The following is a 24,983-nucleotide window of genomic DNA, read 5'->3' on the forward strand; positions in this document are numbered from 1 at the left end:
TGAGGACAGACCATGACCTACCCCCACCACATCGCCGTCGCCCCGCCGGTTCCCGCGCCCGCGCCGCAGCGGAAGTTCCGGCCGCTTGCGTGGGTTGCCTTCGGTGTCGGGCTCGCCGGCTGCGCCCTTATCCCCATCCCGATCCTCAACAACGCGGGTGCGATCCTCGGCGTCGCCGGTGTCGTCATGTCCCTGATTTCCGTGTGGGGTACGGAGCGGTGGCTGTCCGTTGCGTCGCTGGCCCTGTCCGGGCTTGCCGTGATCGGCACCGTGGTGGTGCAACAGCAACTCGTCGACGACCTCAACGACCTGACCGGAAAGTCGGCCAAGCCCAACAACGTCGCACGGGCCGCGGCGCCGGACACCGAGGAACCCGAGCCGCCCGCTGAGAGCTGGCCGTCGGCCTCCGACCTGACGGTCGACCTGAAGGTGACCGAGAAGCAGTGTTTCGGGTCCGCCGGCTGTTCCATCACGGTCACCCCGGAGCTGAACTACAACGGATACCTGGATCCCGACACGTTCGGGCAGTACACGGTGACCATCGCGGTAGCGGGTGACGAGAGCGGCGAAGTGATCAGCACCCTGGAGGTGAGCGGGTCCGAGTACAACGCGATTCCGCTGTTCCTGTCGACCAAATCTGGGGATGTGGCCGTCACCGGCAAGATCGTGAGCGTCAACTAACGAACACGACAGCGGCCCCCGGTGCTTCCGCAGAAGAGGAGCACCGGGCCCGTGGTACGTAGTGCTGCGGCGCGGAGCACGCAGATACAGACACGAACAGGTGACACCCTGTCGGTGGGTTCGGCTACGGTGCGGGTATGGGGTTAGGTGATGTCACGCAGGTGTCGGTCGAGCGCGCCATTGCAGAGCACGAGCGCCTAGGGGCCGAAGCCTTCCGTTCGACGTATGGGTTTGGGCCAGCGAAGCGATTCGTCCTGGTGCACGATGGTCGGACCTATGATTCGACAGCGATCGTTGGTGTAGCGCACGGGTTTGCTACCGACACGTTCTGGCGGGCAAAGGACTTCTCCGGGGGCGCTGCCTCGGTCGTTCGCACCTTGCAGCGGTTGGGATTCGATGCCCGCGATCTCAGTCGCCTACCGCAACCCAGCGAACGCGCCCGCTACGGAGAGATCGCTGGCTATCCTGAAGGATCGACCTTTGCCAATCGCGCAGCGCTGCATCGCAGCGGGGTGCACCGGCCTACACAGGCCGGGATTTGTGGAACTGGAGCTTTTGGCGCCGAATCAATTGTTGTATCCGGCGGCTACATCGATGATCAGGACCTTGGGAACCTCATCATTTATACCGGCCACGGCGGGCAGGACAAGAACAAGCGACAGGTTGCGGATCAGACGTTCGAGGATTCGGGAAATGCAGGGCTACTGACGAGCTCTATCAGTGGCGCGCTGGTGAGAGTTATCCGGGGAGCACATAAGGGCTCTTCCTACGCACCAGAATCGGGCCTTCGCTACGACGGATTGTACCGCGTAGTCGACGCCTGGCGGGAGGCCGGCCAGCACGGGTTCCAAGTCTGTCGCTACAAGTTGACCAAGGCCGACAGTGGTCCGGGAGCTAGGAAGCGCAGTGATCTGGCGGTACCAGACGGGGAGGTCACTCCGGGGCGCCGCGATGAGACCGTTCAACGGATCGTGCGGTCGACCAAGGTTTCGCGATTCATCAAAAGCTTATATGACGATACTTGCCAAGCATGCAGGACACGATTAGTCGTCGCGGGCGATCGCAGCTACTCTGAGGGTGCGCATATTCGACCACTCGGCCGAGGGCATGACGGGCCGGACATTCCGTCCAATGTTCTGTGTTTGTGCCCCAATTGCCATGTCCTGTTTGACAACGGGGCGATGATCATCGACGCCGAGCGGCAAGTATGGGTCAACGGGACGTTGCTGGGACCGCTCACTGTCGACGACCAGCACTATGTCGACGAAGCGCACCTTGCCTACCATCGCGATCACTATGGCGCCGCCGGGAGCGGTGCCTAAAGATCGGTGGACGCGGTGTGGAACCGCCGTCTGGACATGATCACCCGCGCAACAACGGCTGGGGGCCGCAAAATGACGCGATCGAGGTGGGCGGTTGGTGTTGCCGCCGCACTCGTGTTGTCCGGGTGCTCTGATGAAGGAGCGAACCCAACGCCTGCGTCGGAGCCCGCCGAGCAGACCTCGCTGGTGATTCCGGAGGTGGGGCGGCCGTTGGAGGTGGGGGCGGATGCCTGTGCGTTGCTGGATGAGAGGCAGCGGCGGGAATTGGGGTTGCCGGGGGTCGTTCGGGGGGACGGGGACGGGACGTGTGATCTGCACCGGGACGCGCAGCGGCCGGATGAGTCCGACTACCTGCGGATCGTGGTGTTCGCGGAGGGTGGGTTGGCTGATCAGTATGCGCAGTGTGGGACGTTGGACTGCTCTCGGTGGACCACCGACAGCATCGACGGGTACCCGGTGATTCGGGCTGCCGACGAGCTGACCGCCAAGTACAGGGGGTGCAAGATCTTCCTCGGGGTGTCGGACACCTCGGTGGTGACCTTCGTCGATGTCGCGGTTGGTTCAGGGGCTGGTGGGGAGGACTGCGCGCGGGCGGAGCGGGCCGCGGGCATGGTGCTGGTGACGTTGGGGTGACCGGCGAGCGGAAGCCGTTGCGGCGGACGGCGTGGACGTTGGTCGTCGGGGGGTTTGGGGCGTTGGTGGGGATGATCGTGGTGGGGGTGGTGTTGTCGTCAGTGACCTCGGCGGTGCGGAGTCCGCTGATCATGGCGCCGGTGGGGGCGGTGTTCGCGAGGATTCTTCTGTTCTTCCCCCGGTTCACGTTGGCGTGGGCTCGGTTGGGGCGACCGTCGTGGCGGCGGCGGTGAGCGTCAGCCGCGTTGGCGGCGGCGGGTGGTGAGGACGATCACGAGGCCGGTGAGGAGCAGGGCGGCGGCCACGCCCACAGCGGTGGACACGGTGGCGCCAGTGGTGGCCAGCCCTCCTGGCTGCCCACCCTCACCACCAACGGGACCGGGGCCCGGCTCAGGACCCGGACCCGGACCCGGGCCAGGGCCAGGGCCAGGGCCAGGGCCAGGAGACTCGACGGTGTTGACGATCGTGCAGGTGATGTCGGCGCCTCGGGTCAGGGTCACCTGGGCGGCCTCGACCGGGACCTCGCCCTCCGTGCTGGTGCAGGTCCAGTCGGCGGCCGTGTAGCCGGCGGGGCCGGTTTCGGACAGCAGGTACGTGCCGGGGTCGACCAGCGCGCCGGTCACCGACTCGTCGCCGGTGGCGCCGGTAATGGGGGTCGGGCCGTCGGCGGACAGGGTCCAGGCGGTCGGGTCGGCGTCGCCTCGAACCTTCTTCACCAGGGTGAGGTGGGCGTGGCAGGTCACCGTGTTGGTGATCGTGTGGTGGTTGGTCGGGGAGGTGAGGGTGGTGGTGTGGGGTAGCGGTTCGGTGCCGTCCAGCAGCGGCTCGCCGGCCGTGCAGGCGGGGTCGGTCAGGGTGAGCGACTCGTCGATGGTCGTGGTGTCGCCCTGGACGTAGCCGGGGCGGGGTTCGGCCCACGGCTGGGGGGTGGCGGGGGCGCCGCCCGGGCCGGTGAGGGTCAGGTCCGCGGTGAAGCCGGGGGGCTGGGTGCCCTCCGCGTAGACCTCGCCGTCGATGATCCATTCCTTGTCAACCGTCACGGTCGCGGGGAGGCCGGGGCGGTTGTGGACCTGGCAGCTGACCGGGGCGTCGGCGGACGCCTCGACGGTGAAACCGGTCGCGCCGCTGTTGGTGACCGGCACCGGGCTGCCGTCGGACAGGTCGCGGCAGACGGCGTTCTCCCCGCCCTGGGTGATCAGGGTGTGGCCGGGCTGCTGGGTCTCGTCGACGGTCACCGCCGCCGACGTCGAACCGCCGGGGAAGGTCAGGTCGAACGACACCGAGCCGGTGCCGTCATCGGTCGTCGTCTGGGGGGAGTCGATGACGGTGGCGTCGTCGCTGGTCGCGCTGAACTGCCAGCCGGCGCCGGCGACCGTCGAACCGGTGACGTCCTCGCCGGTGTTCCCGGCCGGCACCAGCAGCTTGACCACCGAGACCGTGCCGCTGCACTGGGAGATCGCCAGCTCCCGCAGGGCCTGGGCGGCCGCCGCGAAGGTCGTGGTCTGGTAGTAGTCGGCTTCCAGGGGGTTCGGGTCGGCGCTGTCGAAGGCGACCGGGCCGGACAGCGCCCGCAGGTTGAGGCCGGTCGGGCCCTGCACGCCCGAACCCATGCCCAGCGCCACCAGCCGGGAGTCCTTGGCCTTCACGGCGTTCGCCGAGAAGATGCCGTTCTCGACGTCGACGAAGTGGGTGTTGGAGCCGTCGCCGCTGGGCCGCGTGCCGAACCGGGTCGGGTTGCCGTCGGTGAGCACCATGACCAGCTCGTACCGCTCGCTGGCCTTCGCCACGGCGTAGACGCCCTGGTCCCAGTTGGTGCCCGCGCCCAGCTCCCAGTCGGCGTAGATGCTCTTGAACTCGTCCGCGCCGGCCTGGGTGGACACCGAGGTCAGCTCGGGGTGGTTGTCGGTCCCGGCGCTGGGTGACGTGCCGGAGAAGGAGAACACCGCCAGCCGCGACGGGGTGCCGACCAGCGCGTCAGCGAAACCGTTCGCGGCCTGTTTGAGCGTGGGCAGGTTGCTACCGACCGACGCCGACAGGTCCAGCACCAGAGCCACGTCCAAGCCGCAGTCGGCGTCCAGCGGCGGGTTGTCCCTCGACTGCTGCCACACGCCGTCGGAGGCCGCGCCGTCGCTGTAGGTGTGGCTGTACATGAAGTCGATCGACGAGTCGGTCGACGAATAGGTCCGGCCGGCGACCATCGGCGGGGTCTGGAACTGGTAGGTGCGCTCGACCGAGTTGGACCCGCTGCCCGAGCCGGTGCGCAGGACCGGGTTGGTGAACCAGCCGTCCGGGACACCGTCAGGTAGTTGGCGCACGAAGAACCGGCGGCCCTCGTTGGCGCCGTCGGTGGCCGGCACGACGAAATTGCAGTCGCCGTCGGTGTCGGCGACGCACAGCGCCCACGGCTGCGCGACCGGATCGGTGGCCTCGGCGCTGTCGTACAGGGCCAGCCGCACGCCCGCCAGCGGCGCCACGGAGGTGTCGGTGTCCCGGTCCCCGCCGGTGCGCACGGTGACCACGGTGGTCGAGCCGGTGGCCGGCGGCACCACCGCCACCGCCGGCCCGGCCATGGCGGCGAACAGGGCCGCGGCCACAGCGATGACACCAACAGCACGACGCGACGCCATGGCGGCTCCCGGCGGAGGATCACGGTTGTCCGGACGCCCTAAGAAAAACGACGATGCTGATCACGTCGACCTGGGACTTCACCCCCTCGAGCCGCCGTTCGCCTGGCCACGGCGGGAAAAGGCGCCGCCAAGAATTCACCCGAACGTGCCGGCGGCCGCCGCCCGGGGACGGCGGACGCCGGCACGATGTCAGCGGCCGATGAACCGTGCCGGGCGTTTGGCCAGGAACGCGGCCATGCCCTCCTTCTGGTCGTCGGTGGCGAACAGGGCGTGGAAGGTGCGCCGCTCGAACAGCACCCCCTCGGACAGGCCCACCTCCAACGCGCGGTTCACCGCCTCCCGGGCGACCATCGTCGCCGGCTTGCCGTAGGAGGCGATCGTGGCGGCGGCCTCCGCTGCCTCGGCGCGCAGCTGGTCGGCCGGCACCACCCGGGCGACCAGGCCCGCGCGTTCGGCCTCCCGCGCGTCCATCAGACGGCCGGTGAGGATCAGGTCCATGGCCTTGGACTTGCCGACCAGCGCGGTGAGCCGCTGGGTGCCGCCGATACCCGGGATGACGCCCAGCTTGATCTCGGGCTGGCCGAACTTCGCGGTGTCGGCGGCGATGACGAAGTCACACATCATCGCCAGTTCGCAGCCGCCGCCCAGGGCGTAGCCGGCGACCGCGGCGATCTTCGGGGTGCGCAGGGCGGCGAAGGTGTCCCAGCCGGCGAAGTAGTCCTCGGTCAGCATGTCCACCGAGGACTTCGTCGACATCTCGCGGATGTCGGCGCCGGCGGCGAAGGCGCGGTCGGACCCGGTGATGACCAGGCAGCCCACGCCCGGGTCGGCGTCGAGCGGGACGAGGGCGTCGAGGAGTTCGCCGAGGACCTCGCCGTTGAGCGCGTTGAGGACCTCCGGGCGGTTGAGGGTGACGGTGACCACGCGGTCGTCGCGGTCGATCGTGATGGTGGGCAACGGTTTCTCCTTCACGAGTCCCAGATGGCGCCGTAGGCGGGGATGCCGCGGCGTTCCAGGCCGTGGACCACCTGCCAGGTGAGTTTCTTGTTGGAGATGCAGATGACGGCCTCGGCGTCGAACTCCCGGTAGACGGCATGGGCGAGAGCGACCATGTCGGGTTTGCCGTTGCGGGAGGTGTCCCAGATGGTCGCGTTCGGCTGGACGGCGAGGATCTCGTCGACCAGCGCGTCGCCGTAGGTCACGCGGGGGTCGCGGGTGGCCCACACCAGGCGGGACGGGACCTGTTCGGCCAGCAGGTGCGGCAGGCAGGGGCCGATGCCGCTGCCGGTCGCCACATACACCACGCGGGTGAACAGGGTCTCGATGTTCGCCACGCCGGCCGTGGTGATTCCCTTGACCCACAACGTTTCCGGTTGGTCGTCGATGAGCTTGCCGGTCCAGTCACCGGCCCGGGAGATCGTCAGCCGGAAGCCGGACTGGCCGGGGGCGGGGACGTTCGCGAACGAGTGCCACTCCAGGAGAGGGTGGCGGCTGATCGCGGTGGACGAGCCGGCGAACGGGGTGACGCCGTGGTCGAACCGGGCGAGCACCACATGCGCGGACGGGCGTTCGATCCGGACGCGGACCCGGCGCAGACGCACCCACGGCAGGGCAATGCTTGCCGTGATCACGGCAAGAAGCCACCAGCTGGCACCGAGCAGCATGGTCTGGGTCCACAGCAGGGCCAGGGCCGCCCAGCCGCCGAAGCGGTGGACGCGTTCGAAGATGTCGTGCCGGCGGGAGCGCACGGGTGGCACCGCCGTGGCAATCATCGCCCCCAGGAGGGCGACGACGGTGTAGGAGACGGCCAGGACGGCCGGTCGGGTGCCGTCGACGGTCAGCAGGACGACCGAGGTGGTGAACCACAGCGAGCCGGCGATCGTGCCGCCGACGTGCAGGCCGCCGAAGTGGTAGACCTTCGCGAGGGTCCAGCGCAGGCGCAGCGGCCAGCTGGTCGGGACGCTGGTGGCGAGCCGGAACAGCAGGTTGATCACGTACTGCTGGCGGATCACGACGGCCAGGGCGACGTTGGCCATGGCCAGGTCGGCGGTTGTTGCCGGTGTGATCGGCACGGTCGCCAGCAGGACCAGGTTCGCGGCGATGACCAGGGCCGCCAAGCGATTGTAGTGCATCAGCAGCGGGTGCTTGCCAAACCTGCGCCACCAGGCGGTGGGCGGCGGCAAGGAGGTCTGGGTGGGCAGGGGTGCGGGGAGGGTCGAGGTCACGCGATCGCCCCGGCGCCTCGGGCGAGGTCGAGCAGGGTCGCTTTGTCGATCTTTCCCCGAGGGGTTTGGGGCAGGGTGTCGAGCGAATACACCTCGGCCGGCACGCAGTAGTACGGCAGGGCCCGCGACACCGCCCAGCGGGCCTCGTCGGGGTCGACCCCGGCGCCGGCGGTGAACGAGACCAGGTGGTCGCTGTCCAGCTTGAGGGTGACGGCCCGCGTGCAGCCCGGCAGGGTCTCCAGGACGGCCGACACCGAGTCCAGCTCGACGCGGAAACCACGGATCTTGACCTGGTCGTCGGTGCGGCCGAGGTGTTCCAGGTCGCCGTCGGGGGTCCAGCGCGCCAGGTCACGGGTGCGGAACATCAGACGGTCGCCGCCAAGGAACGGGTCGGGGCGGTAGCGCTCGCCGGTCAGGTCGGGGTTGTCGAGGTAGCCGGCGGACACGCAGTCACCGCCCGCCCACATCTCCCCCGGCTCGCCCGGCGGGCAGGGGCGGCCGTGCTCGTCGAGGACGTAGACGGTGTTGTTGGGCGTGGGGCGGCCGATCGTCACCGGCTCCCCGACCCGGTGACGTCCCATCGTGTTCACGATCGTCACCTCGGTCGGCCCGCAGCCGTTGTGGAAGGCCGCGCGGCCGGCCCACCGGTCGGCCAGCGCACCCGGGCACGGCTCCCCCGCGACCGCGACGACCCTGACCCGTGGACAGCCCTCCGGGTCCAGGCGGCTCAGGATCGTCGGCGTGGCGACGATGACGTCGAGGTCGCGGGCGGTGGCGGCGATGTCCTCGCCCCGGATCACCAGGGTCGCGCCGTGGGACAGGCACCCGAGGATCTCCCAGGCGGCCATGTCGAAGGCGATGTTCAGCAGCTGACCGACCCGCCAGCCCGGCTGAATCCCGAGGTCACCCGGTTGTGTGAGGAGCAGATTGACGACGTTGCCGTGGGTGACGGTGACGCCGTTGGGCATGCCGGTGGTGCCGGAGGTGAACAGGACGTAGCACGGGTCGTCGGGTCGCGCGGGGCGCCGCGGGCGGAATGCCGGCCGGGCCTGGTCTGCACCGGAGGCGGGGATGGTGAGGATCGGGTGGCCGCCGGGGATGTGGTCGGCGTGGTCGGCGGTGGTGAGCACGACCCGGGGGCGGGCGATGGCCAGGACGTGGCGCAGCTGGGCCGGCGGGGCGATCGCCACGTCCTGGGGAACGTAGGCGGCGCCGGCCTTCAGGGTGGCGAGGATGCCGACGACCATGGGGATCGAGCGGCGCAGGAAGAGGGCGACGTGGTCGCCGGGGCGCACGCCGAGGTCGGCCAGGTGACACGCCAGGGCGGTGGCACGGGCGTCGAGCTCACGGTAGGTGATGGCCTCGCCGTGGTGCTCCACGGCGGTGACCGTCGGATGGGTGGCCGCCATGCGTTCGATCGCGTGGTGGATGGCCGGGTCGGATACAGTGCGCCGCGGCCCCTTGCCGAACAGCCAGAACAGTTCTCGGTCCCGCCTGGAGAGGTGCCGCAGCAACGGTTCCGACCGGTCTGTGTCGTCCATCGCGTCCTTCCTCCGGATCAGCGCCGGACACCGTTGAGGTGCCGGGGGGTCGTCGACCCGGAGGTGTACTAGGCGGACACGGAAGAAAAGGTTCAACGAGTTCAATATCTGGTGAGAAATTACCCCGAATCGCCTATCTGATTGGTGCGAGTGAACGAAGGCCGGAGCGGGATCGGCCACGCGTCGGGGCTCCGTACCCGAAGGTGAGGTATCCGGTCACGGACCCAGCGCGCCCGACCGGCGGCGTGTCAGTCTCGGGGCATGATTCCGCAGGCCACGATCAACGTTCTGATGGTGATCGACTCCCGGGGCACGTACTCCACCGATTTCCCGTTCTCGCTCGACACGCTGGTCACGTTGCTGCGGGAGGGGAACGAGGAGGCCGTGTTCACGGTGACCAGAGCGCACCGGGGAACCGACGACTACGCCAAGGGCGCGGACATCAAGGGATTCTCCTTCGACGACCACCCGCTGGACCGGTACCACGAACTCTGGCTGTTCGGGGTCGGGCGCAAGCCGGAGAACCCGTTGCGGGACAGCGAGATCGAAAGGATCTCGTGGTTCATGCAGCAGGGCGGCGGGGTGTTCGCCACCGGGGACCACGAGGACATGGGCTGGGCGCTGTGCGGGAAGATCCCCCGCGTGCGCAGCATGCGCAAGTGGAACTGGGACGACGACACCGACCCGAACGACCCGATCGCCCCGCCGGAGAAGGCGCCGGGACGCCACGACACCGTGCAGCGGCGCTACGGCGACGGCCCGTTCACCCTGGACGACCAGTCCGACGACATCCCCCAGATCATCTCGCCGCACTACTACCGCGACGACGGCCGCTCCGCCGTGCACCCGCTGCTGACCTGCGGCGCCGGGGTGATCACACACTTCCCGGACCACCCGCACGAGGGCGACTGCTACGTCCCGACCAACCTCACCCGCACGTTCCTGATCTCCGGCCAGGAGTACGACGAGTACCCGACGACACACCCGCCCAGAACCGTCCCCGAGGTGGTGGCGTGGTCCACCAGCGGCAGCCGGCCGGCCGACCGCGACGACAAGGGCATCCTGGACGCCACGACCTTCGGCGCGGTCTGCGCCTACGACGGGCACCAGCAGGACGTCGGCCGCGTCGTCGTCGACGCCACCTGGCACCACTTCTTCGGCATCAACCTCAAGGGTTTCGCCGCGTCGCAGACCGAACCGGGCCGGCAGGCCTACCGGGAGATCACCCAGTACTTCATGAACATCGGCCTGTGGCTGCTGCCGCCCGTCGCCGTCGACGGGCTGTGGCGGCGGGCGTCGCTGGCGGTGCGCTGGCACCACCAGGTCGGCATGGGTCTGCGCACCGAGTTCTACGACGACCCCTCCGGGCTCACCCTCGACCTGCTCCGGTCGACCGGCCAGTCCGCGCTCACCGCCCGCCCGGACGCCTTCTTCCGCCTGTGGGTCGGCCGCCACGGCATCGGCGCGCGTTTCCCCCGCCTGTGGGAGATCTGGGGCGACACCCTCGACCCGTGGCTGCCCGGCACCGACCCCCGGCCCAGCCCGCTGCCCGTCCACCTGGTGCTCCAGACCCTCGTCGGCGCGATCGTCTACGGAATCGCCGCCACCAACCGGGAACTGACCGGCGAGACCATCTCCCGCGCACTGAACACCGACCAGCCGGGCGACCCGTTCCTCGACCGCGCCCTCACCGTGCTGAGCGAACACGCCACCGCCACCGCCGGCCGCCTCGGCGAACTCACCGGCAGCCTCACCGCCGCCAGAAACACCAGCTGACCCGAATTTCACCTTCCCGCCCGCTATAACGGGTCGACGACGCGTGGACCCGGGAGGCCGCCGAGGTGAGTGAGTACCAGTACTACGAGTTCCTCGCGGTCGACCGGCCGTTGAGCGAGCCGGAACAGGCCGAGGTGCGGACGTTGTCCACCCGCGCGGAGATCACCGCCACCGGCTTCGTCAACGAGTACGAGTGGGGCGAGTTCCGAGGCGACCCCACCGAACTGGTACGCCGCTACTACGACGCCCACCTCTACCTGGCGGACTGGGGAACGCGGCGGATCCTGCTGCGCCTGCCCCGCGAAGGGCTGACAGGCGCCCGACGGTACGCCGTCGACGAACTGTTCACCGTCGAGGAAACCGACGACCACGTCCTGCTCGACCTGCTCAGCGAGGACGACGAAGGCGACTGGGACTACGACCCGCACGAGGCACTGCCGGTCATCGCCGGGGTCCGCGCCGAACTGCTCACCGGCGACCCTCGGCCGCTGTACCTGGCGTGGCTCGCCGCCTACGGCACCTGGGAACGCGACGAGGACGCCTTCGACACCGCCGCCGAGGACATTCTCGAACCGCCCGTGCCGCCCGGGCTGGACCAGCTCACCGAACCGCAGCGCGAACTCGCCCGGTTCCTGCGGGTCGACGACGTCCTGCTGGCGGTGGCCGCGGGTACCGACGGCTCCCGGCGGACGGTCGCCGAACTGCTCGACACGGCCGCTCTCAACCGGACGGGGGTCGGCGGGCCACTGCGGTAGGGGCGGCGCGAACCCCGCACCCGGGTGCGGGGCCTGGACAGGGTCGGCGAGTTGGTCACCAGGGCCAGGCAGCTGACGAGCTGATCGACCCGACGCCATCCGCCCAGGGCAGCGCCGCAGCTCCGAACACCGAAGCACTAAGACCCGGAGCGCACGGTGCGAATACCGCAGCGACACGGCCCGGAGCGCCCCGAGTACACCCCGGGTGCGAATGCGAATCTCGCCGCCAAGTGGACTCGCGCCTCGCCAGGGGGACCCCTCTTTCAAGGATATCGATCGACACCGACACAACCGGGGGCGTGCGAGGAGTTGTCCACAGCGAGGAGTGTGGGCACTGCCCCAGCCAGGTCCGCCGCACAGTCAGTGCAAGGCCCCACCCGGCCGGTCGTACCTTTCGCAGCCGCCAGTGCCCGCCGGGACTCAGCCGGACAGAGGCTGGCGGGCCGCCTCGTTGGGATCCAGCGCCGGACCGGCGGGGAGACGCGCGACCAACCCGCCAGGCAGCCGAACCGGCGTCACCCCGCCGTACCCGAGACTCCCGAGCACGTCCGGGTTGAGCACCGAGTACCGCCGCCCGGTGTCGGTCACCACGACCAGCGTCCCGACCTGCGCGGTCGCTGACGGCATCGCCTCGACGACCGCCGCCCAGCCGGGGCGGACGTGGACGCGGTCGGCCAGCGGCGTGCCGTCCGGGGTGCGGACCGCGGTGGCCGCCAGCGGGTCGGCCGGCGGTGGCACGGCGTCGACGAGCAGCCGGGGCACGGACGCCTCCGGCGCGAACATCGCGCACACCGTCGACCCGCCGTCGCGCAGCGGGGTGATCTCGGGCAGCTGCGCTGGGACGTCGCCGTCGGTGCGGGCGCTGGGGTCGGGGGCCTGGGCGGCGGTGGCCAGGGACGCCGACAGCGGCAGCGCGGCCGGATCGCCGTCGGGGTAGGCGGCGCGGGTCGGGGCGTAGGCGCGCTGCACGTCGTACTGGAGTTCGGTGATGGGGCGCAGTTCCGCCTTGCCGACCAGGTAGTACTGGGTGGTGCCGCCGGAGGTCAGGACCTGGACGATCGCGCCGGTGCGCAGGTCCTCACGGCCGGGGACGGCGGTGGACGGGCTGCCGGCGTCGGGCACCGGGATGGGGCTGATCGGGTCGCCCTCTGGCAGGACGTCGAGCCACGCGCGGCCGACCCTGGCCCACGGCTGGGCCGACATCGCCAGGCCCGTCCCGGTCACGGCGTAGTCGACGAGCTGGTGGCGGTGCCCGCGCCACACCAGGTAACGCTCGTCGGTCTCGGCGAGGCGGACGAGCAGGCCCTGGTCGCCGAGGGTGTGGCCGCCGTCGGCGGTCGCGCCGACCAGCAGCACCGACTCCTCGACGCGGCCGCCGGTCATGTCGTTGGCGGGGGTGGAGCACAGCGACCACGAGTCGGTCAGCAGGCGGTCGGTGCCGGGCAGCGCGTCGGGCGCGTCGGCGATGCCCAGGCGCGGTCCGCGCGGCACGTCGACCATCGAGTCGCGGGACACCTTCTTCGTCGTGGCGCCCTGGCCGACCAGCAGGACCGCCGAGGCGTAGTTGGCGACCGGGTGCAGCCGCCCGTCCAGGTACACGAACCGGGTGCCGGTCTCGGACTCGACGATCACCGCCTTGGGGTCGCGCCAGGCGTCGTTGCCGCCGGGCACGATCATCCCGTAGACGCCGACGCAGGCCAGCGCCACGATCGCCAGCGCCACCCCGATGAACGACGAGCTCACCGGGCGGCGGAACGGCGGGTGCTCCGGGTCGGTCTCCCCCACCACCAGCGCCGACGTCGCCCGCTGCACCACGAACTGCTGGGCCTGCAACTGGTCACGTTTGCTCGCCATCGCTCAGCCCCCCAGGCCCCGCACGTAGCCGTAGAGGCCCAACGCCGAACACGTCACCGGCACGACCGCCACCAGCACCAGGATCTCCGCGTACTCGGCGAGCCGCCCCAGGTAGGGGCCGGCGGCGCGGGTGCTGTAGCCGATCCCGGCGGCCATCGCCCCGGCGGCGACCAGGAACAGCGCCGGGCCGGCGATCACCAGCAGGGTGTCCCGGTCGCTGATCAGCGGGCCGGCGACGAGGGTGGCGGCCACGATCGCGCCGGTCGCCAGCATCGGCACCCGGTGGTGGGCCACCGGATACACCCGCGCGCGCAGCAGGAACCCGGCGGCGATCAGCCCGGCGAGCACCACCCCGGCCTCGCTGACCCCGGTCGACAGGACCATCGCGCAGCCGGACACGACGATGCCGGTGCCCACCAGCAGCCCGGTGAGCAGCGCGTCCGCGCGGGCGACGGTGGCGTGCACGGTCGACAGCGGCGGCTGCGGGTCGTCGCGCAGCAGGTCGGCGGTGGAGCGCGGCAGCACCGGCATCGGCACCCGGCCCAGCCGCAGCGACAGTGACGCGTAGCCGGCGGTGAGCATCAGCAGCCCGCCGCCGACGACCGCCGCCGACTCGTGCGGGCGCCAGTCCCAGGTCGTCAGCCAGGCCGCCACGACGGTGCCGAACCCGACGGTGATCGCGCCGGTGAACAGGGCCTGCGCGGTGGACACCGCCAGCATCCCGACCAGCGCCGCCAGCAGCAGCACCGCCCCGGCCAGCAGCAGATGCCCGGCCGACAGGTCCCCGACCGCCCGGTCGCCGGCCAGGACGAGCCCGCCGCCGGCGGCGGCGAACGGCAGGGCGGCGCTGGCCACCACGACACCGGCGCCGGCGTCCCCGGCGGCCCTGGCCAGCACGGCCGCGACCGCCAGCAGCACCACGGTCGCGCCGAGCGCCCACAGCGCGGGGGCGTCCCACGGCGGGCCGGCGCGCAGCACGCCGAGCAGTCCCAGCAGCAGGGCGGCGACCCCGGCCGACAGCCCGGCGACCCGGGTGTGCCGGGGCCCCCACGGCCGGCGGACCCGACCGGAGCCGGTGGCGATCGCGTCGACCAGGTCGTCGTACTCGAGCTCCGGCCAGTCCAGCTGGCCGGGGGTGAGGTGCAGGATCTCGCCGTCGCGCACCCGGTGGGCGGCCAGCGTGCGGCCCAGCGCCAGTTCCGAGCCGTCGGCGCGGCGCAGGACCCAGCCGCCGTCGGTGACGCCGTCGTCGGCGAGGTCCTCGCCGGCGCGGGCCAGCACACCGGGCAGGACCTCGGCGAGCGCCGCGTACTCGGGCAGCGCCATGTCGATTCGCCGCTGCGGAGCGGACACGGTGACTCTGACGAGGCCGGTAGTCTGCATGGTGGAAGCATCGCCGGTATCGCGCGGTCCGGGCGCCGCCGGCAGCAAGATGCCGAAACCCGCCGCGGCCGGTGGATTTTCGTAGGTTGCGGGTATGACGGTAACCGCAGGGGGGTCGGCGTTGGGTGTTGACGGCGGCGGCGAGGTGGTCGCCGCGACCGTGCTCGGCCGCGGCCCGGTGGCCACCGTGTACGCGGGCCGGCTGGCGGCGACCGGGGTCGAGGTGGCCGTCAAGGTCTTCCCCGACCAGTTCGACCGGGACACCGCGAGCCGTGTCGAACGGGAGCGCCGCGCGCTGGCGACGGTGTCGACGGTCGGCTCGATCCTGCGCGTCGACGCCGTCATCGAGTACTCCCGCGACCGGTCCAGTGTGGTCACCCAGCTGTGCGCCGGTTCGCTGGCCGGCATGCTCACCAGAGGCGCGCTGCCGGTGTCGGAGGTCCTGGCGATCGGCTCCGCGACCGCGACCGCCCTGGCCGCCGCCCACGACGCTGGCGTCACCCACGGCGGTGTGACCCCGCACAACGTCCTGTTCCGCCGCACCGGCGACCCGGTCCTCACCGACTTCGGCCTGGCCCTGCGCGAACGCTACGCCCGCGACGTCACCCACGCCCTCGAGTACACCGCCCCCGAAACCCTCCGCGACGACGTCCGTTCGCCGAGTTCGGACCTGTACGGACTGGGCGCCGTGCTGTACACGATGCTGACCGGCGCCCCACCGTTCCCCCGGCGGACGGGGCAGGAGCCAGGGGAGCGGATCCTGCGGGTGCTGCGCGACCCCGTGCCGCCGATCCAGGCGATCCCGGGTGAACTGTCGGACCTGGTGAACCTGTTGCTGGCCAAGGATCCCGCCGACCGCCCCGCCGACGCGGCCAGGGTCGCGGCGTGGTTCGACCATGTGCGCGGCGGGCGGTCGACGACCGTTCCGCCGGCGTTGAACCCGCTCGCGCCGCCGGCCGCGCAGTCCGATGTGAACTTCGATTCGTTCGCCCGGCGGCCGGAGGTTCCGCCGCCGGCCGGGCCCGTTCAGCCGTCCTGGTACGGGCAGCCGGGGCAGTACGCGCAGCCGATGCGGCCGGCGCCTTTCCCGCCGGCGCCTCCTCGGCAGGGGCCAGCGCGGCCTGCTCCGCCGCGGGTGGACCCGCAGTCCCTTTGTTCGCAACCGGTGTCGCCGCAGGCGCACCCGACACGCCCGGTGACACCGCCGCAGCCGGTTCCACCGCGCCCCGAACCTCCTCAGCGACCATCGGGCGCACAGCACGCACCGGCACCGCCGCGGTCGCTTCCGCCGCATCCCTCGCGACCATCAGCGCCGGTGAGCTCACCGGGCACGGTGACACCGCAGCCAGGATCACCGCGGCCGGATCCACCGCAATCAGGCCCGCGGCAGTCGCCGGCACCGCCGGCGAACGTGCCAGCCCCGGTGGTACCGCCACCGGTATCGCCACCGCCGCTCGCACCGACGGACCAATCCCGCCCACAGGCGACAACGCCACCAGGCTCCGTCACGCCACAAGCCACTCCGCCCCAATCGACTCCGCTACAAGCCACTCCACTCCAACCAACTCCGCCACAACCCACCCCGCCACAAGCCACTCCACTCCAACCAACTCCGCCACAACCCACCCCGCCACAAGCCACTCCACTCCAACCAACTCCGCCACAACCCACCCCGCCACAACCCACTCCACTCCAACCAACTCCGCCACAACCCACCCCGCCACAAGCCACTCCACTCCAACCAACTCCGCCACAACCCACCCCGCCACAAGCCACTCCACTCCAACCAACTCCGCCACAACCCACCCCGCCGCCGGTGCCGCCGCGCGCGGCCCTGCCGTGGTCGGATCAGCCGGGGTCAGGTGACCAGGCCGTGGCGTCGCCGCGACCGCGGCCCGTTCCGGCGGACACGGCACAGCCGGTCCCACCGCGGTCGGACCCGGTGCGGTCCGGGTCACCGGAGTCGGACCCACCGCGCCCGGCCACGCCCGCCGCACCTCAGCCGACGTCACCGCTGTCCGATTCAGGGCAGGAGAGTTCACCGCAGGTAGCGCCGCCGCAGTCGCCGCCGTCTGGGCTCTCGCAGGCGCTTTCTCCGGGATCTGAAGGGTCGCAACGGGTTTCGTCGCCTTCGGCGGCGGCCGTAGCAACGGAGTCCGTGGTGTCGTCGGCGACAACGCCGGCGCCGTCAACCGAATCCGGGGCGCCGCCGGCAACAACACCCGCGCCGTCGACCGAGTCCGGGGCGCTGCGGGGCGCGGCTCCGGGGCAGTCCACCGTTCCCGCGATGCCGGGCCACTTCTCGGGGCGGAGTGCCGAGGCCTTCGCCGGGTCTTCCCCGTCGGTGACTGTTCCGGAGGGACGGACGTTGCTCTACACCGTCGGTGGGGCGACGGCCGAGACGACGGTGAAGTCCGGGCGGTGGAAGGTGTTCGCCGGGATCGGGGTGGCGGTGGTTGTCGCGGGGGTCGCGGCGGCGGTCATCGTGTCCGGGGGTGAGGGCGGGAACCAGGGTGCCCCGCAGAAGCCGGCGGCGACGTCCCCGGCCGCACCCGCCGAGACCAGCGCGGCACCGGACATCGAACTGTCGGTAACGGCGGTGAACGACCTCGGGAACCGGGTCGAGCTCAAGTGGAGCGCGGAGGGGGACCTCGACTTCTCGGTGGTCGTCGCCGGGGAGAACATCGACACCATGGTGTTGGTGGCGAACCGCCAGCGAGAACTGAGCGTGCCGGTCGACCAGGGACGCAAGTACTGCTTCCAGGTCCGGGCGACCGACAGCCGCAACATCTACACCAGCGAACCCGTCCCCGTCCGAGGCGCCCGCTGCACCCTGTGACACGCGAACGTCCCGACCGGTGAGACAGCCGGCGCGCGTGAAGTACGAAGCACGGCAACAACATCCGCACCCGCCTCCGTCCGAGGCCCTCCCCACGCTGTGCCGCGAACAACGTCCCGGATCGACTGCGGACCACAGCTACCCGACCGAACCCGCTTCCGTTCGGGGAAGTCGGGTGTTGTGGCGGGAACGGGGTGGGAACAGCACCCTGGGGTCGACCGCAGCGCGTAGGCGGGTTGGGCGGGGGCGGGTTTTCATGCCTCGGCGGATCTCGGCGACGTGTCGCCAGGCCTGGCGGGCGTGGCCGTCGGCGACGTCGACCCCCGACCACAGCACCATGTCCACGACCCGGCCCAGTTCGCGGATCGCCAGGCCGGTGCGGTCGCCGGCCACCCCGGTCGTGACGGTTGCCAGGTCTCGTGGCGTCATGCCTATCCGGTAGGCGACGCCGTGGCCCCGGAGGCGGTCGCAGACCTCCGACCAGGCGCCGAGGACACCGGCGGCGCCGGTGCGGTTGCGGCGGCGCCTCGCCCGCACGGCCACCGCCAGGGGAACGCCGGCCAGCCAGATGATCAGCAGCGCCGCCACGACCAGGGCCGACACCAGCAGCCAGTTGACGCCGGCGGAGGTGGACGGCTCGGCCGCCGCGGCGGTGCGTTCGGACTCGGGGAGTTCGGGTTGGCGCAGGTCGCGTTCGGGCGGGAGTTGTTCCCTTGCCTGGTCGACGGCGGCGGCCAGGCCCTTGCTCGGCGCGGCGGCGCCGGCCGACTCGGCCGAACGGGTCGGGTCGAGCGGGATCCAGCCGACGCCGCGCACCGCGACCTCCGGCCAGGCGAGCACGTCGCCGTTGCGCACGACGTGTTCGCCGTCCCCGGCCGGTGTGCCGCCGCGGAAACCGACGGCCAGGCGCGCGGGAATACCGTTCATCCTGGCCAGGACCACATAGGCGGCGGCCCACTGTTCGCTGGTGCCGCGTTTGGTGTCCACCAGGAACCGGCGCAGCTGTTGCCAACCGTGGCCGGTGGGGAGATCGTCGCCCTCGGCCAGGAGATAGTTGTTGCGGAGGAACCTGTCAAGTTGTAGGGCTGACTGGAAAGTAGGGCGTAGCTCCGCCACCGACTTCCTGGCCAGCTCGTCGATCTCGTCCGGGACGACGCCGAGCGTGCCGAGTCCACCGTGGACCCGGGTGTCGACCGGCGCGGCACCCAGCGTCGCCGCGTCGACCGACGGTTCGGCCCAGGTCAGCTGGTACTCGCCGGCCGGAGCGGACTCGCCGCGCAGCAGCACGCCGGTGTTCTCGTCGACCAGCGGGGCGAGGCCGTCCACGTCCAGCGGGATCGCCTGGCTGGGCAGCCACGGCCCCGGCAGGTCACCGAGAACGACCCGGGCGGAGGCCGTCGTGGCGCCGGCCGGCCCGTCGATCTCGCTGCCGAGCCGGCTGGGGCGCACGTCGGCCGACCAGCCGGCGCCGTCGAACCCGTCGAGCACCGCCAGCCGCCACAGCGCGACCGGCTGGTCGGCGCGGTAACGGAACACCTCGGTGTCCGGTGTGGACAGTCGGTCGGCGATCTGCTGGAGCGGGCTGGTCGTCCTGGTCTCGTTCAGCGGGGCGAGCTGGCCGTCCTTGAGGCTGTAGGCACCCCGGTCCAGCGGGTCGATGCCGGCCACCGCGACTGTGCCCAGTGCCGTGGCAACGACCGTCAGCAGTACCGGCCAGGCGTCGGTGCGCCGGGCGCCGACACCCCGCGTGCACGCCCACACGAGCACGGCCGCCGGGGCGCCGAACGCGGCGGCGGCGAGGACCGCCGCCATCCCGTCGAACGCCTGGTACGCCTGGGAGATCCCGGCGAGCACCAGGCTTGGCAACAGTGCCAACAACGGGCGCGCACCGCCTCCGCGTGCACCCGGAAGCAGTTCAATGCCAACGACAGTCGCCAGAACCACGGCCAACGGCACGAACAGCAGCTGCTCGGGGTCGGGCCGCGCCGGCCAGGTCGACTGGAGGGTGACCAGCCAGCTGTCGGTGACGCCGTACCAGAGCATCCGCAGGGTCTCACCGGTCGGCAGGCCGCCGAGCGTGGTCGGGAACAGCACGGTCTCCACCACCGCGACCAGCCCCACCAGCCCCACCAGCAACGGCCGCACCGGCGCCAGCCGCGCCCACCGCGCCGTCACCTCGACACACAGATACCCCCCGACCACCACCGCGAGCACCGGCACCACCAACGCCGCCACCCCGAACACCGGCGCGAACAGGAACCCGGCCACCGCCGTCGCCGCGAGCAACCCCACCACCGCGACCCGGTTCACCGCCCACCCTCCCCACATCCATGGACGGCAGGACCACCGGCCACCACACCACCGCCGACAAACCGGAACCGAACACCAGCGCCGTGACCGACGGACAGGACCGCCAGCGGCCCGACACCCCGTACGCGCGGAACAGCGGCAGGTCCCGGTTCGGCACGTCCACCGGCACGGTGTACGCGGAAGCCAGGGTGATCCCGCCCCGGCTCAACGCCAGCAGCGGCGCGCCGCCGCACCCTGGCGCGGACGGTCATCGGGCCGGTTCCGTGCGCAGGGTGTTCCACAGGGCCACCGCCCGCTCGGCCGTGTCGGCGGCGATGACGTTGCCCAGCGCCCGGCCACCCGCAACTCCCAGCCGGAACACCGTGTCGGGACGCCAGATCGCCGCCCTGCCCAGGTCCGCCTCGGGCCCGGTCAGGACGATCAGCGAACCGGACGGCCGCCGCGTCGCCAGTTCCGGCGGAACCAGGCCCGCCCGCGGATCGGCGTCCTGGGTCACCAGGCACAGTTCGTCGAGCATGTGTTGGGCTCCGGGAAGACCGCTGTCGGTGGCGACGTTCGCGCCGGTGGAGGTGATCAGGCGGCAGCGTTGGCCCGCCTGCGCGCCGGCGTAGAGCAGCGACGTCGCCACCTCCACGGCGTCCTCGAACGCGGGAAGCGCCCCGGCCCGGGTGTCCAGGACCACGGTGACACCGGCCAGGGCCGGATCGGTGTACTCGCGGACCATCAACACACCGGTTTTGGCCGTGGAACGCCAATGCAGCAGGCGGACCTCGTCGCCCCGGACGTACTCGCGGACGGCGACCAGGTCGTTGGAGCCGCGCAGGGGCGGGTCGGTGGTGGGGCCGTCGTAGTGGTGGCGGGGGAAGGCGACCGCCGCCGGGCGCACGGTGTGACGACGCGGGTAGATCAACACCGTCGTGGTCGTGCCGATCGTCCGGTTGGTGCGTACCAGGCGGAACGGGTCGGAGCGGTTGAGGACCAGCGGGCCGATGTTCAGGCGGCCACGGCGATCCGTCGGCAGCTCGTAGTGGTAGGTGGCCTCGGCGCCGGTCGCCAGCGGACGGACCTGGACACGGTGCTCGGTCGTGCCGGCGCGGTCCCGCGCGGAGAAACCGCCGTGCCGGCGGGTCGTGGTGTTGCGCACCACCAGCGTCGCCAGCGCCGGGGTGCCGCGCTCCACCCGGTCGGGGTGCACGGTTCTGGTGACCTCGGCGCGCGGACGCGACATCGCGGTCACCACCGCCGCGACGACCGCGCCGAAGGCGAACCCCGCCAGGGCGCGGAACATGGCGTAGTCGGCCAGTTCGCCGAGCACGTAGCAACCGGCCGCACCGATCAGCACCAGCAGCCCTCGGCGGGTCAGTCCCCGACTCGAACCGGCCACTCGGCTAGCCTCCCGCGACCGCGGTCGGCGCCGGGACCTCGCCGAGCAGTTCGGCGACGACCTGGCTGACCTGCCGCCGGTTCAGCTCCGCCTCCGGCGTGAGCACCAGCCGGTGACCGAGCACCGGCTGGGCGACGTCCTTGACGTCGTCGGGGATCACGTAGTCGCGGCCGTGGGTCGCGGCCAGGCCCTGGGCCGCGCGGATCAACGCGATCGTGCCGCGCGGGCTCGCGCCGTAACGCACCGCCTGGTGCGCGCGGGTCGCCGCCGTCAGCCGCACCGCGTACGAGGCGATCTCGGTCGCCACCCGGAACGCCCGCACCTCGCGGATCACCTGCTGGAGGTCCTCGATGGACAGCACCGTCGGCAGGTCGTCGGGGTTCACGTCGGCGCAGTCGGACATCACGACCATCAGCTCGGCGTCGTGGTCGGGGTAGCCGACGCGCAGGCGCATCAGGAACCGGTCGAGCTGGGCCTCCGGCAGCCGGTAGGTCCCCTCCAGCTCGATCGGGTTCTGCGTGGCGACCACCAGGAACGGCCGGGGCACCGGATGCGGCGTCGAGTCGACGGTCACCCGCCGCTCGGCCATCACCTCCAGCAGCGCGGCCTGCGTCTTGGGCGTGCCCCGGTTGATCTCGTCGGCCAGCACCACGTTGGCGAAGATCCCGCCAGGGTGGAACCGGAACTCGCCGGTGTTCTGGTGGTACACCATGACCCCGGTGATGTCCCCGGGCAGCAGGTCGGGCGTGAACTGGATCCGGCTCCACCGGCCGCCGATGCTCGCCGCGACGCACCGCGCCAGCGTGGTCTTGCCCACGCCCGGCACGTCCTCGATCAGCAGGTGTCCCTCGGCGAACAGCGCGGCCACCGCGAGCCGCACCAGCTCCGGCTTGCCGCGCACGACGGACTGCACGTTGTCCGAGATGCGTTTGTAGGCCGCACCTGGGGTGGGGGTCACTGCACGAGTTCCTTTCGACCATGGGGGCGGCGGTGACGGCGGCGGTTGGTCCACCACTGTGACGCGGCCAGCGCCGCCGGCCCCAGCCACAGCACGAACCCGCCGCCGGACGGCGCGCCGTCCGGGACGCCCTGCCAGTAGGCCGGTCCCCCGATGCTGCCGCTCGCGGAGGTCACGTTGACCCCCAGTTGGACTGTATCCATGGCGCCCGCCTCGACCCCGTCCACGGTGATCGTGGTCGGGCCCTGGCACGGCGCGCTGGCCGACGGGCCGCCGGTGACGGTCACCTCACAGGTCGCGGTGGCCTGCGCGGTGACGTCGACCGTGACCGCCAGCTGACCGGGACCCGACCAGGCCACCTGGGTCACCGTCGCCGAGGGGAACTCGATCGGCGAGGTGATCTGGGCGCTGCCCGGTTCGCCGGTCACCGTCGCCGCGCCGTCCGGGCCGAAGCGGGTCACCGCACGCACGGTGACCGTGATCGGCTCGCTGTTGAAGAAGTCGAGCCGCAGGCTGGGGGCGGTGGTGGTCTGGTCGGCCTGGCCGGTCACGCTCACCAGGTAGTGCACCAGCGTTCCGCCGTAGAGCTCGGGCTGGTTCCAGGTCAGCGGGTCGATGCTGAACCGGGCCGGCACGGTGAGCGTCGGCGCGGCGGCGACCTTCAGCGGGATCACCGACGCCGCGCTCGCGGCCGGGCCCCGGCCGGCGGAGTTCTCGGCGACCACGGCGATCGCGTACGCGGTGCCGTTGGTCAGGCCGTTGACGGTGGTCTGCCCGGCCGAACCGTCGACCCTGGCCGACCCGCCCGGCCACAGCAGGTGGTAGGCGGTGACCGGGGCGCCGTTGTCCGGCGCCGGGCGCCAGCTCACCGTCGCCGACTGGTGGCCGGCGACCGCGCGGACCGCGCCCGGCGCGCCCGGCGGCGTGGCCGAGGCGACCGGCGGGACGACCTGGCGTTCCCGGGCCGGCGGGTCGGCGCGGCGCTGCTCGCCACGGTCCTCACGACGCGGGCGCTCGTCCGGTTCGTCCTCGTCCGGGCGGTTCTGGGGGGTTTCGCCGGCCAGGTCGGGGTTCTCGGCGGTCGAGTCGGGGTCCGGAGTGGACGCCGGCTCGTCGGCGTCCGGGTCGGACACGACGATCGGCACGTCGAGCACCGAACCGTCACGGCCGTCGACCACCAGCACGTGCGACCCGTCCGGACTGTCCACATAGATCCGGTCGTCCTCGCCAGGGACCAGGCGGGGCGCGCCGTCCTCGGACGGCAACCTCATCGTCTCCCGGCGTTCACCGGAACTGTCGTAGGTGTGCAGCTCGTTCTTCGCCGTGTCCACCACCGCGACCACATTGGACGCCGCCACCGGGCCGACGTACTCGCCCTCCCCCGGCAGCTCCACCTCCACCGGCGCCGACTCCGGCCGCCCGTCCAGACCGGCGGTGTCCACCAGATGCATACTGCGGGCATCGGGATCCAGCACGGCCAGCCGCCCGCCGGCCGACGCCGCCGCCACCCGCGCCGTCGACGGCAGATCCACACCGACCGGGCGGGCGGTGCCGAACCCGTCGTCGTGCACCAGGCTCAGGGTGTCGGCCGTGGTGTCCACCATCGCCGCCCGGCCACCGACGACCGTCAACAGGCCCTGGTGCTGCTCGGGCATCCGCATCGGACACGACAGCCGGGTGGCGCCGCGCGGCAACGCACACACCGCGCCGGTGTCGATCCGGTGCAGCCACACCGTTCCGTCGGCCAGCGCGACCGGATCGGTCAGCGGGCCACCGGCGGACACCGTCGCCATCGGATCGCCCAGGCGCACGATCTGACCGGCGTTGCGGTACACGAGGTAGGGGCCGCCGGCGACCTCCAGCACCACCGGACGTTCCGTCGACGGCGGCTCGACCGCGTCCTCCACCCGCAACGTGGACTCGTCGAAAATGGTGATGCGCTTACGTTCCACGACGTAACCCGCGCCGTTGCCCTGGGCGACCTGGCTTCCGCGCTCGCCCCCCGGCACACCCACCCGCGCGTCCACCTGCCCCGTCGAACCGTCGACGTGATAGGCCGACTCGTCGGCGACCCGGTAGATCCAGTGTCCGACCGGGATGAACTCGACCGCCTGCGACGCCGGCGCCTGCTGGAACACCGCGACGCCGATCAGTCCGAGACAGGCCACCAGGACGGCCGTGACCGTCAGCCGCCGGGGACCCCTCGCCCCGGCACGCCGATCCTCACCCAATTTGAGCCACCCTCCAGATGTCCGCGCGACCAACACACACCACAACTCGGGACCGTGGCAAGGCCATGCGGGCGGCCGTTTGTGGCCGCCCGCCGTGACCTGCGAAAACAGGGAACACCGACGTCGCCGACCGACTCACACGGTACCCACCGTGGGTACATCGGAGATATACGTGCCATGCATGTCGACGACCGCCCGTGACAACCTCGGACGGCGGGCCCGTGTCCGTGGAACGGTCCGTGGAGCTGCCACAGGAGGTGCCAGGTGAACGGTCTTCCACCCCGTCAGGCCGACCCGTCGGGATCGTTCCCGGGGTCGGTGGCCGACGTCGGCCCGTGGGCCGTGGCGTCGCCGCCGATCGCCCGGTCGGTGGGTCAGGCGGCCGTCCTGCCGCACGGTTCGGCGAGTGGTTCGCCGGGAGGCCAGGCGGGTGGGCCACCGGCTGGTCTGTCGAGTGGACTGCC

The 24,983-nt window shown here is 71.6% G+C and carries 17 protein-coding genes and 1 pseudogene; 7 read left to right on the forward strand and 11 right to left on the reverse strand.

Annotated elements, in window-relative coordinates; all coding sequences use genetic code 11:
* Positions 1 to 12 precede the first annotated feature (12 nt).
* From BLA60_RS14390 to BLA60_RS14400, 3 genes are all read left to right on the forward strand, one after another.
* A complete protein-coding gene (locus tag BLA60_RS14390; RefSeq protein ID WP_075133330.1) occupies positions 13 to 681 on the forward strand; it encodes a hypothetical protein in 669 nt (222 codons plus the stop codon).
* A 137-nt stretch (positions 682 to 818) separates the two neighbouring features.
* Positions 819 to 2,003, forward strand: coding sequence for a YDG/SRA domain-containing protein (locus BLA60_RS14395; protein ID WP_211288720.1), 1,185 nt, complete (start codon positions 819 to 821; stop codon positions 2,001 to 2,003).
* Positions 2,004 to 2,009: 6 nt separating this feature from the next.
* Positions 2,010 to 2,636, forward strand: coding sequence for a DUF3558 family protein (locus BLA60_RS14400; protein ID WP_154814342.1), 627 nt, complete (start codon positions 2,010 to 2,012; stop codon positions 2,634 to 2,636).
* A 236-nt stretch (positions 2,637 to 2,872) separates the two neighbouring features.
* Here BLA60_RS14400 and BLA60_RS14410 read toward each other — a convergent pair whose 3' ends face one another.
* The 4 genes from BLA60_RS14410 to BLA60_RS14425 all read right to left on the reverse strand — a co-directional run bounded on the left by BLA60_RS14410 (position 2,873) and on the right by BLA60_RS14425 (position 9,029).
* A complete protein-coding gene (locus BLA60_RS14410; RefSeq protein WP_075133333.1) occupies positions 2,873 to 5,230 on the reverse strand; it encodes a prealbumin-like fold domain-containing protein in 2,358 nt (785 codons plus the stop codon).
* 222 nt (positions 5,231 to 5,452) lie between these two features.
* Positions 5,453 to 6,220 (reverse strand): enoyl-CoA hydratase, encoded by a 768-nt coding sequence (locus BLA60_RS14415; protein ID WP_075133334.1) that lies wholly within the window; start codon positions 6,218 to 6,220, stop codon positions 5,453 to 5,455.
* Between the two features lie 11 nt (positions 6,221 to 6,231).
* Positions 6,232 to 7,395, reverse strand: a complete 1,164-nt coding sequence (locus BLA60_RS14420) for a ferredoxin reductase domain-containing protein (RefSeq protein WP_211288721.1) — start codon at positions 7,393 to 7,395, stop codon at positions 6,232 to 6,234.
* A gap of 89 nt (positions 7,396 to 7,484) precedes the next feature.
* Complete coding sequence (locus BLA60_RS14425; protein ID WP_075133336.1) at positions 7,485 to 9,029, reverse strand: amino acid adenylation domain-containing protein; 1,545 nt, start codon at positions 9,027 to 9,029, stop codon at positions 7,485 to 7,487.
* A 261-nt stretch (positions 9,030 to 9,290) separates the two neighbouring features.
* Between BLA60_RS14425 and BLA60_RS14430 the strand changes: the two genes are divergently transcribed.
* The gene (locus BLA60_RS14430; RefSeq protein ID WP_075133337.1) at positions 9,291 to 10,805 is read left to right on the forward strand and encodes a hypothetical protein; all 1,515 of its coding nucleotides are present in this window, start codon (positions 9,291 to 9,293) and stop codon (positions 10,803 to 10,805) included.
* 65 nt (positions 10,806 to 10,870) lie between these two features.
* Positions 10,871 to 11,560: a hypothetical protein gene (locus tag BLA60_RS14435; protein WP_075133338.1), complete on the forward strand. Its 690-nt coding sequence runs from the start codon at positions 10,871 to 10,873 to the stop codon at positions 11,558 to 11,560.
* 420 nt (positions 11,561 to 11,980) lie between these two features.
* On the opposite strand, the gene eccB is transcribed toward BLA60_RS14435, so the two are convergent.
* Both eccB and eccD read right to left on the reverse strand, forming a co-directional pair.
* Positions 11,981 to 13,414: a type VII secretion protein EccB gene (gene eccB, locus BLA60_RS14440; RefSeq protein ID WP_075133339.1), complete on the reverse strand. Its 1,434-nt coding sequence runs from the start codon at positions 13,412 to 13,414 to the stop codon at positions 11,981 to 11,983.
* A gap of 3 nt (positions 13,415 to 13,417) precedes the next feature.
* Positions 13,418 to 14,797, reverse strand: coding sequence for a type VII secretion integral membrane protein EccD (gene eccD, locus BLA60_RS14445; protein WP_075133340.1), 1,380 nt, complete (start codon positions 14,795 to 14,797; stop codon positions 13,418 to 13,420).
* 94 nt (positions 14,798 to 14,891) lie between these two features.
* Here eccD and BLA60_RS45490 point away from each other — a divergent pair.
* Positions 14,892 to 15,602, forward strand: a pseudogene (locus BLA60_RS45490) (protein kinase domain-containing protein); the annotation flags it as partial.
* Positions 15,603 to 16,302: 700 nt separating this feature from the next.
* Here BLA60_RS45490 and BLA60_RS45495 read toward each other — a convergent pair.
* Positions 16,303 to 16,596, reverse strand: a complete 294-nt coding sequence (locus BLA60_RS45495) for a hypothetical protein (RefSeq protein WP_162292950.1) — start codon at positions 16,594 to 16,596, stop codon at positions 16,303 to 16,305.
* Between the two features lie 488 nt (positions 16,597 to 17,084).
* On the opposite strand from BLA60_RS45495, the gene BLA60_RS45500 reads away from it, so the two are divergent.
* Positions 17,085 to 17,636, forward strand: a complete 552-nt coding sequence (locus BLA60_RS45500; RefSeq protein ID WP_162292951.1) for a hypothetical protein — start codon at positions 17,085 to 17,087, stop codon at positions 17,634 to 17,636.
* A 138-nt stretch (positions 17,637 to 17,774) separates the two neighbouring features.
* On the opposite strand, the gene BLA60_RS14455 is transcribed toward BLA60_RS45500, so the two are convergent.
* The 4 genes from BLA60_RS14455 to BLA60_RS14470 form a co-directional block, all read right to left on the reverse strand.
* Positions 17,775 to 19,946 carry a transglutaminase domain-containing protein gene (locus tag BLA60_RS14455; RefSeq protein ID WP_245811976.1) on the reverse strand — a complete coding sequence of 724 codons (2,172 nt, stop codon included), beginning with the start codon at positions 19,944 to 19,946 and terminating at the stop codon, positions 17,775 to 17,777.
* Positions 19,947 to 20,193: 247 nt separating this feature from the next.
* On the reverse strand, positions 20,194 to 21,330 hold the full coding sequence (locus BLA60_RS14460; RefSeq protein WP_245811977.1) for a DUF58 domain-containing protein: 1,137 nt from the start codon (positions 21,328 to 21,330) through the stop codon (positions 20,194 to 20,196).
* Positions 21,331 to 21,334: 4 nt separating this feature from the next.
* Positions 21,335 to 22,288, reverse strand: coding sequence for an AAA family ATPase (locus BLA60_RS14465; protein ID WP_075133343.1), 954 nt, complete (start codon positions 22,286 to 22,288; stop codon positions 21,335 to 21,337).
* Entirely contained in the window at positions 22,285 to 24,519 is a 2,235-nt protein-coding gene (locus tag BLA60_RS14470) for a fibronectin type III domain-containing protein (RefSeq protein WP_075133344.1), read from the reverse strand. Before BLA60_RS14470 ends, BLA60_RS14465 begins: the two co-directional genes overlap by 4 nt.
* Positions 24,520 to 24,983: the final 464 nt, after the last annotated feature.

Source organism: Actinophytocola xinjiangensis, from assembly GCF_001921215.1.
Classification (GTDB): Bacteria; Actinomycetota; Actinomycetes; order Mycobacteriales; family Pseudonocardiaceae; genus Actinophytocola; species Actinophytocola xinjiangensis.

Coding starts and splice junctions, on each gene's coding strand:
- BLA60_RS14390 (WP_075133330.1), top strand. CDS start 13: ATGACCTACCCCCACCACATCGCCGTCGCCCCGCCGGTTCCCGCGCCC.
- BLA60_RS14395 (WP_211288720.1), top strand. CDS start 819: ATGGGGTTAGGTGATGTCACGCAGGTGTCGGTCGAGCGCGCCATTGCA.
- BLA60_RS14420 (WP_211288721.1), bottom strand. CDS start 7,395: ATGCACTACAATCGCTTGGCGGCCCTGGTCATCGCCGCGAACCTGGTC.
- BLA60_RS14425 (WP_075133336.1), bottom strand. CDS start 9,029: ATGGACGACACAGACCGGTCGGAACCGTTGCTGCGGCACCTCTCCAGG.
- BLA60_RS14430 (WP_075133337.1), top strand. CDS start 9,291: ATGATTCCGCAGGCCACGATCAACGTTCTGATGGTGATCGACTCCCGG.
- eccB (WP_075133339.1), bottom strand. CDS start 13,414: ATGGCGAGCAAACGTGACCAGTTGCAGGCCCAGCAGTTCGTGGTGCAG.
- eccD (WP_075133340.1), bottom strand. CDS start 14,797: ATGCAGACTACCGGCCTCGTCAGAGTCACCGTGTCCGCTCCGCAGCGG.
- BLA60_RS45500 (WP_162292951.1), top strand. CDS start 17,085: ATGCCGGGCCACTTCTCGGGGCGGAGTGCCGAGGCCTTCGCCGGGTCT.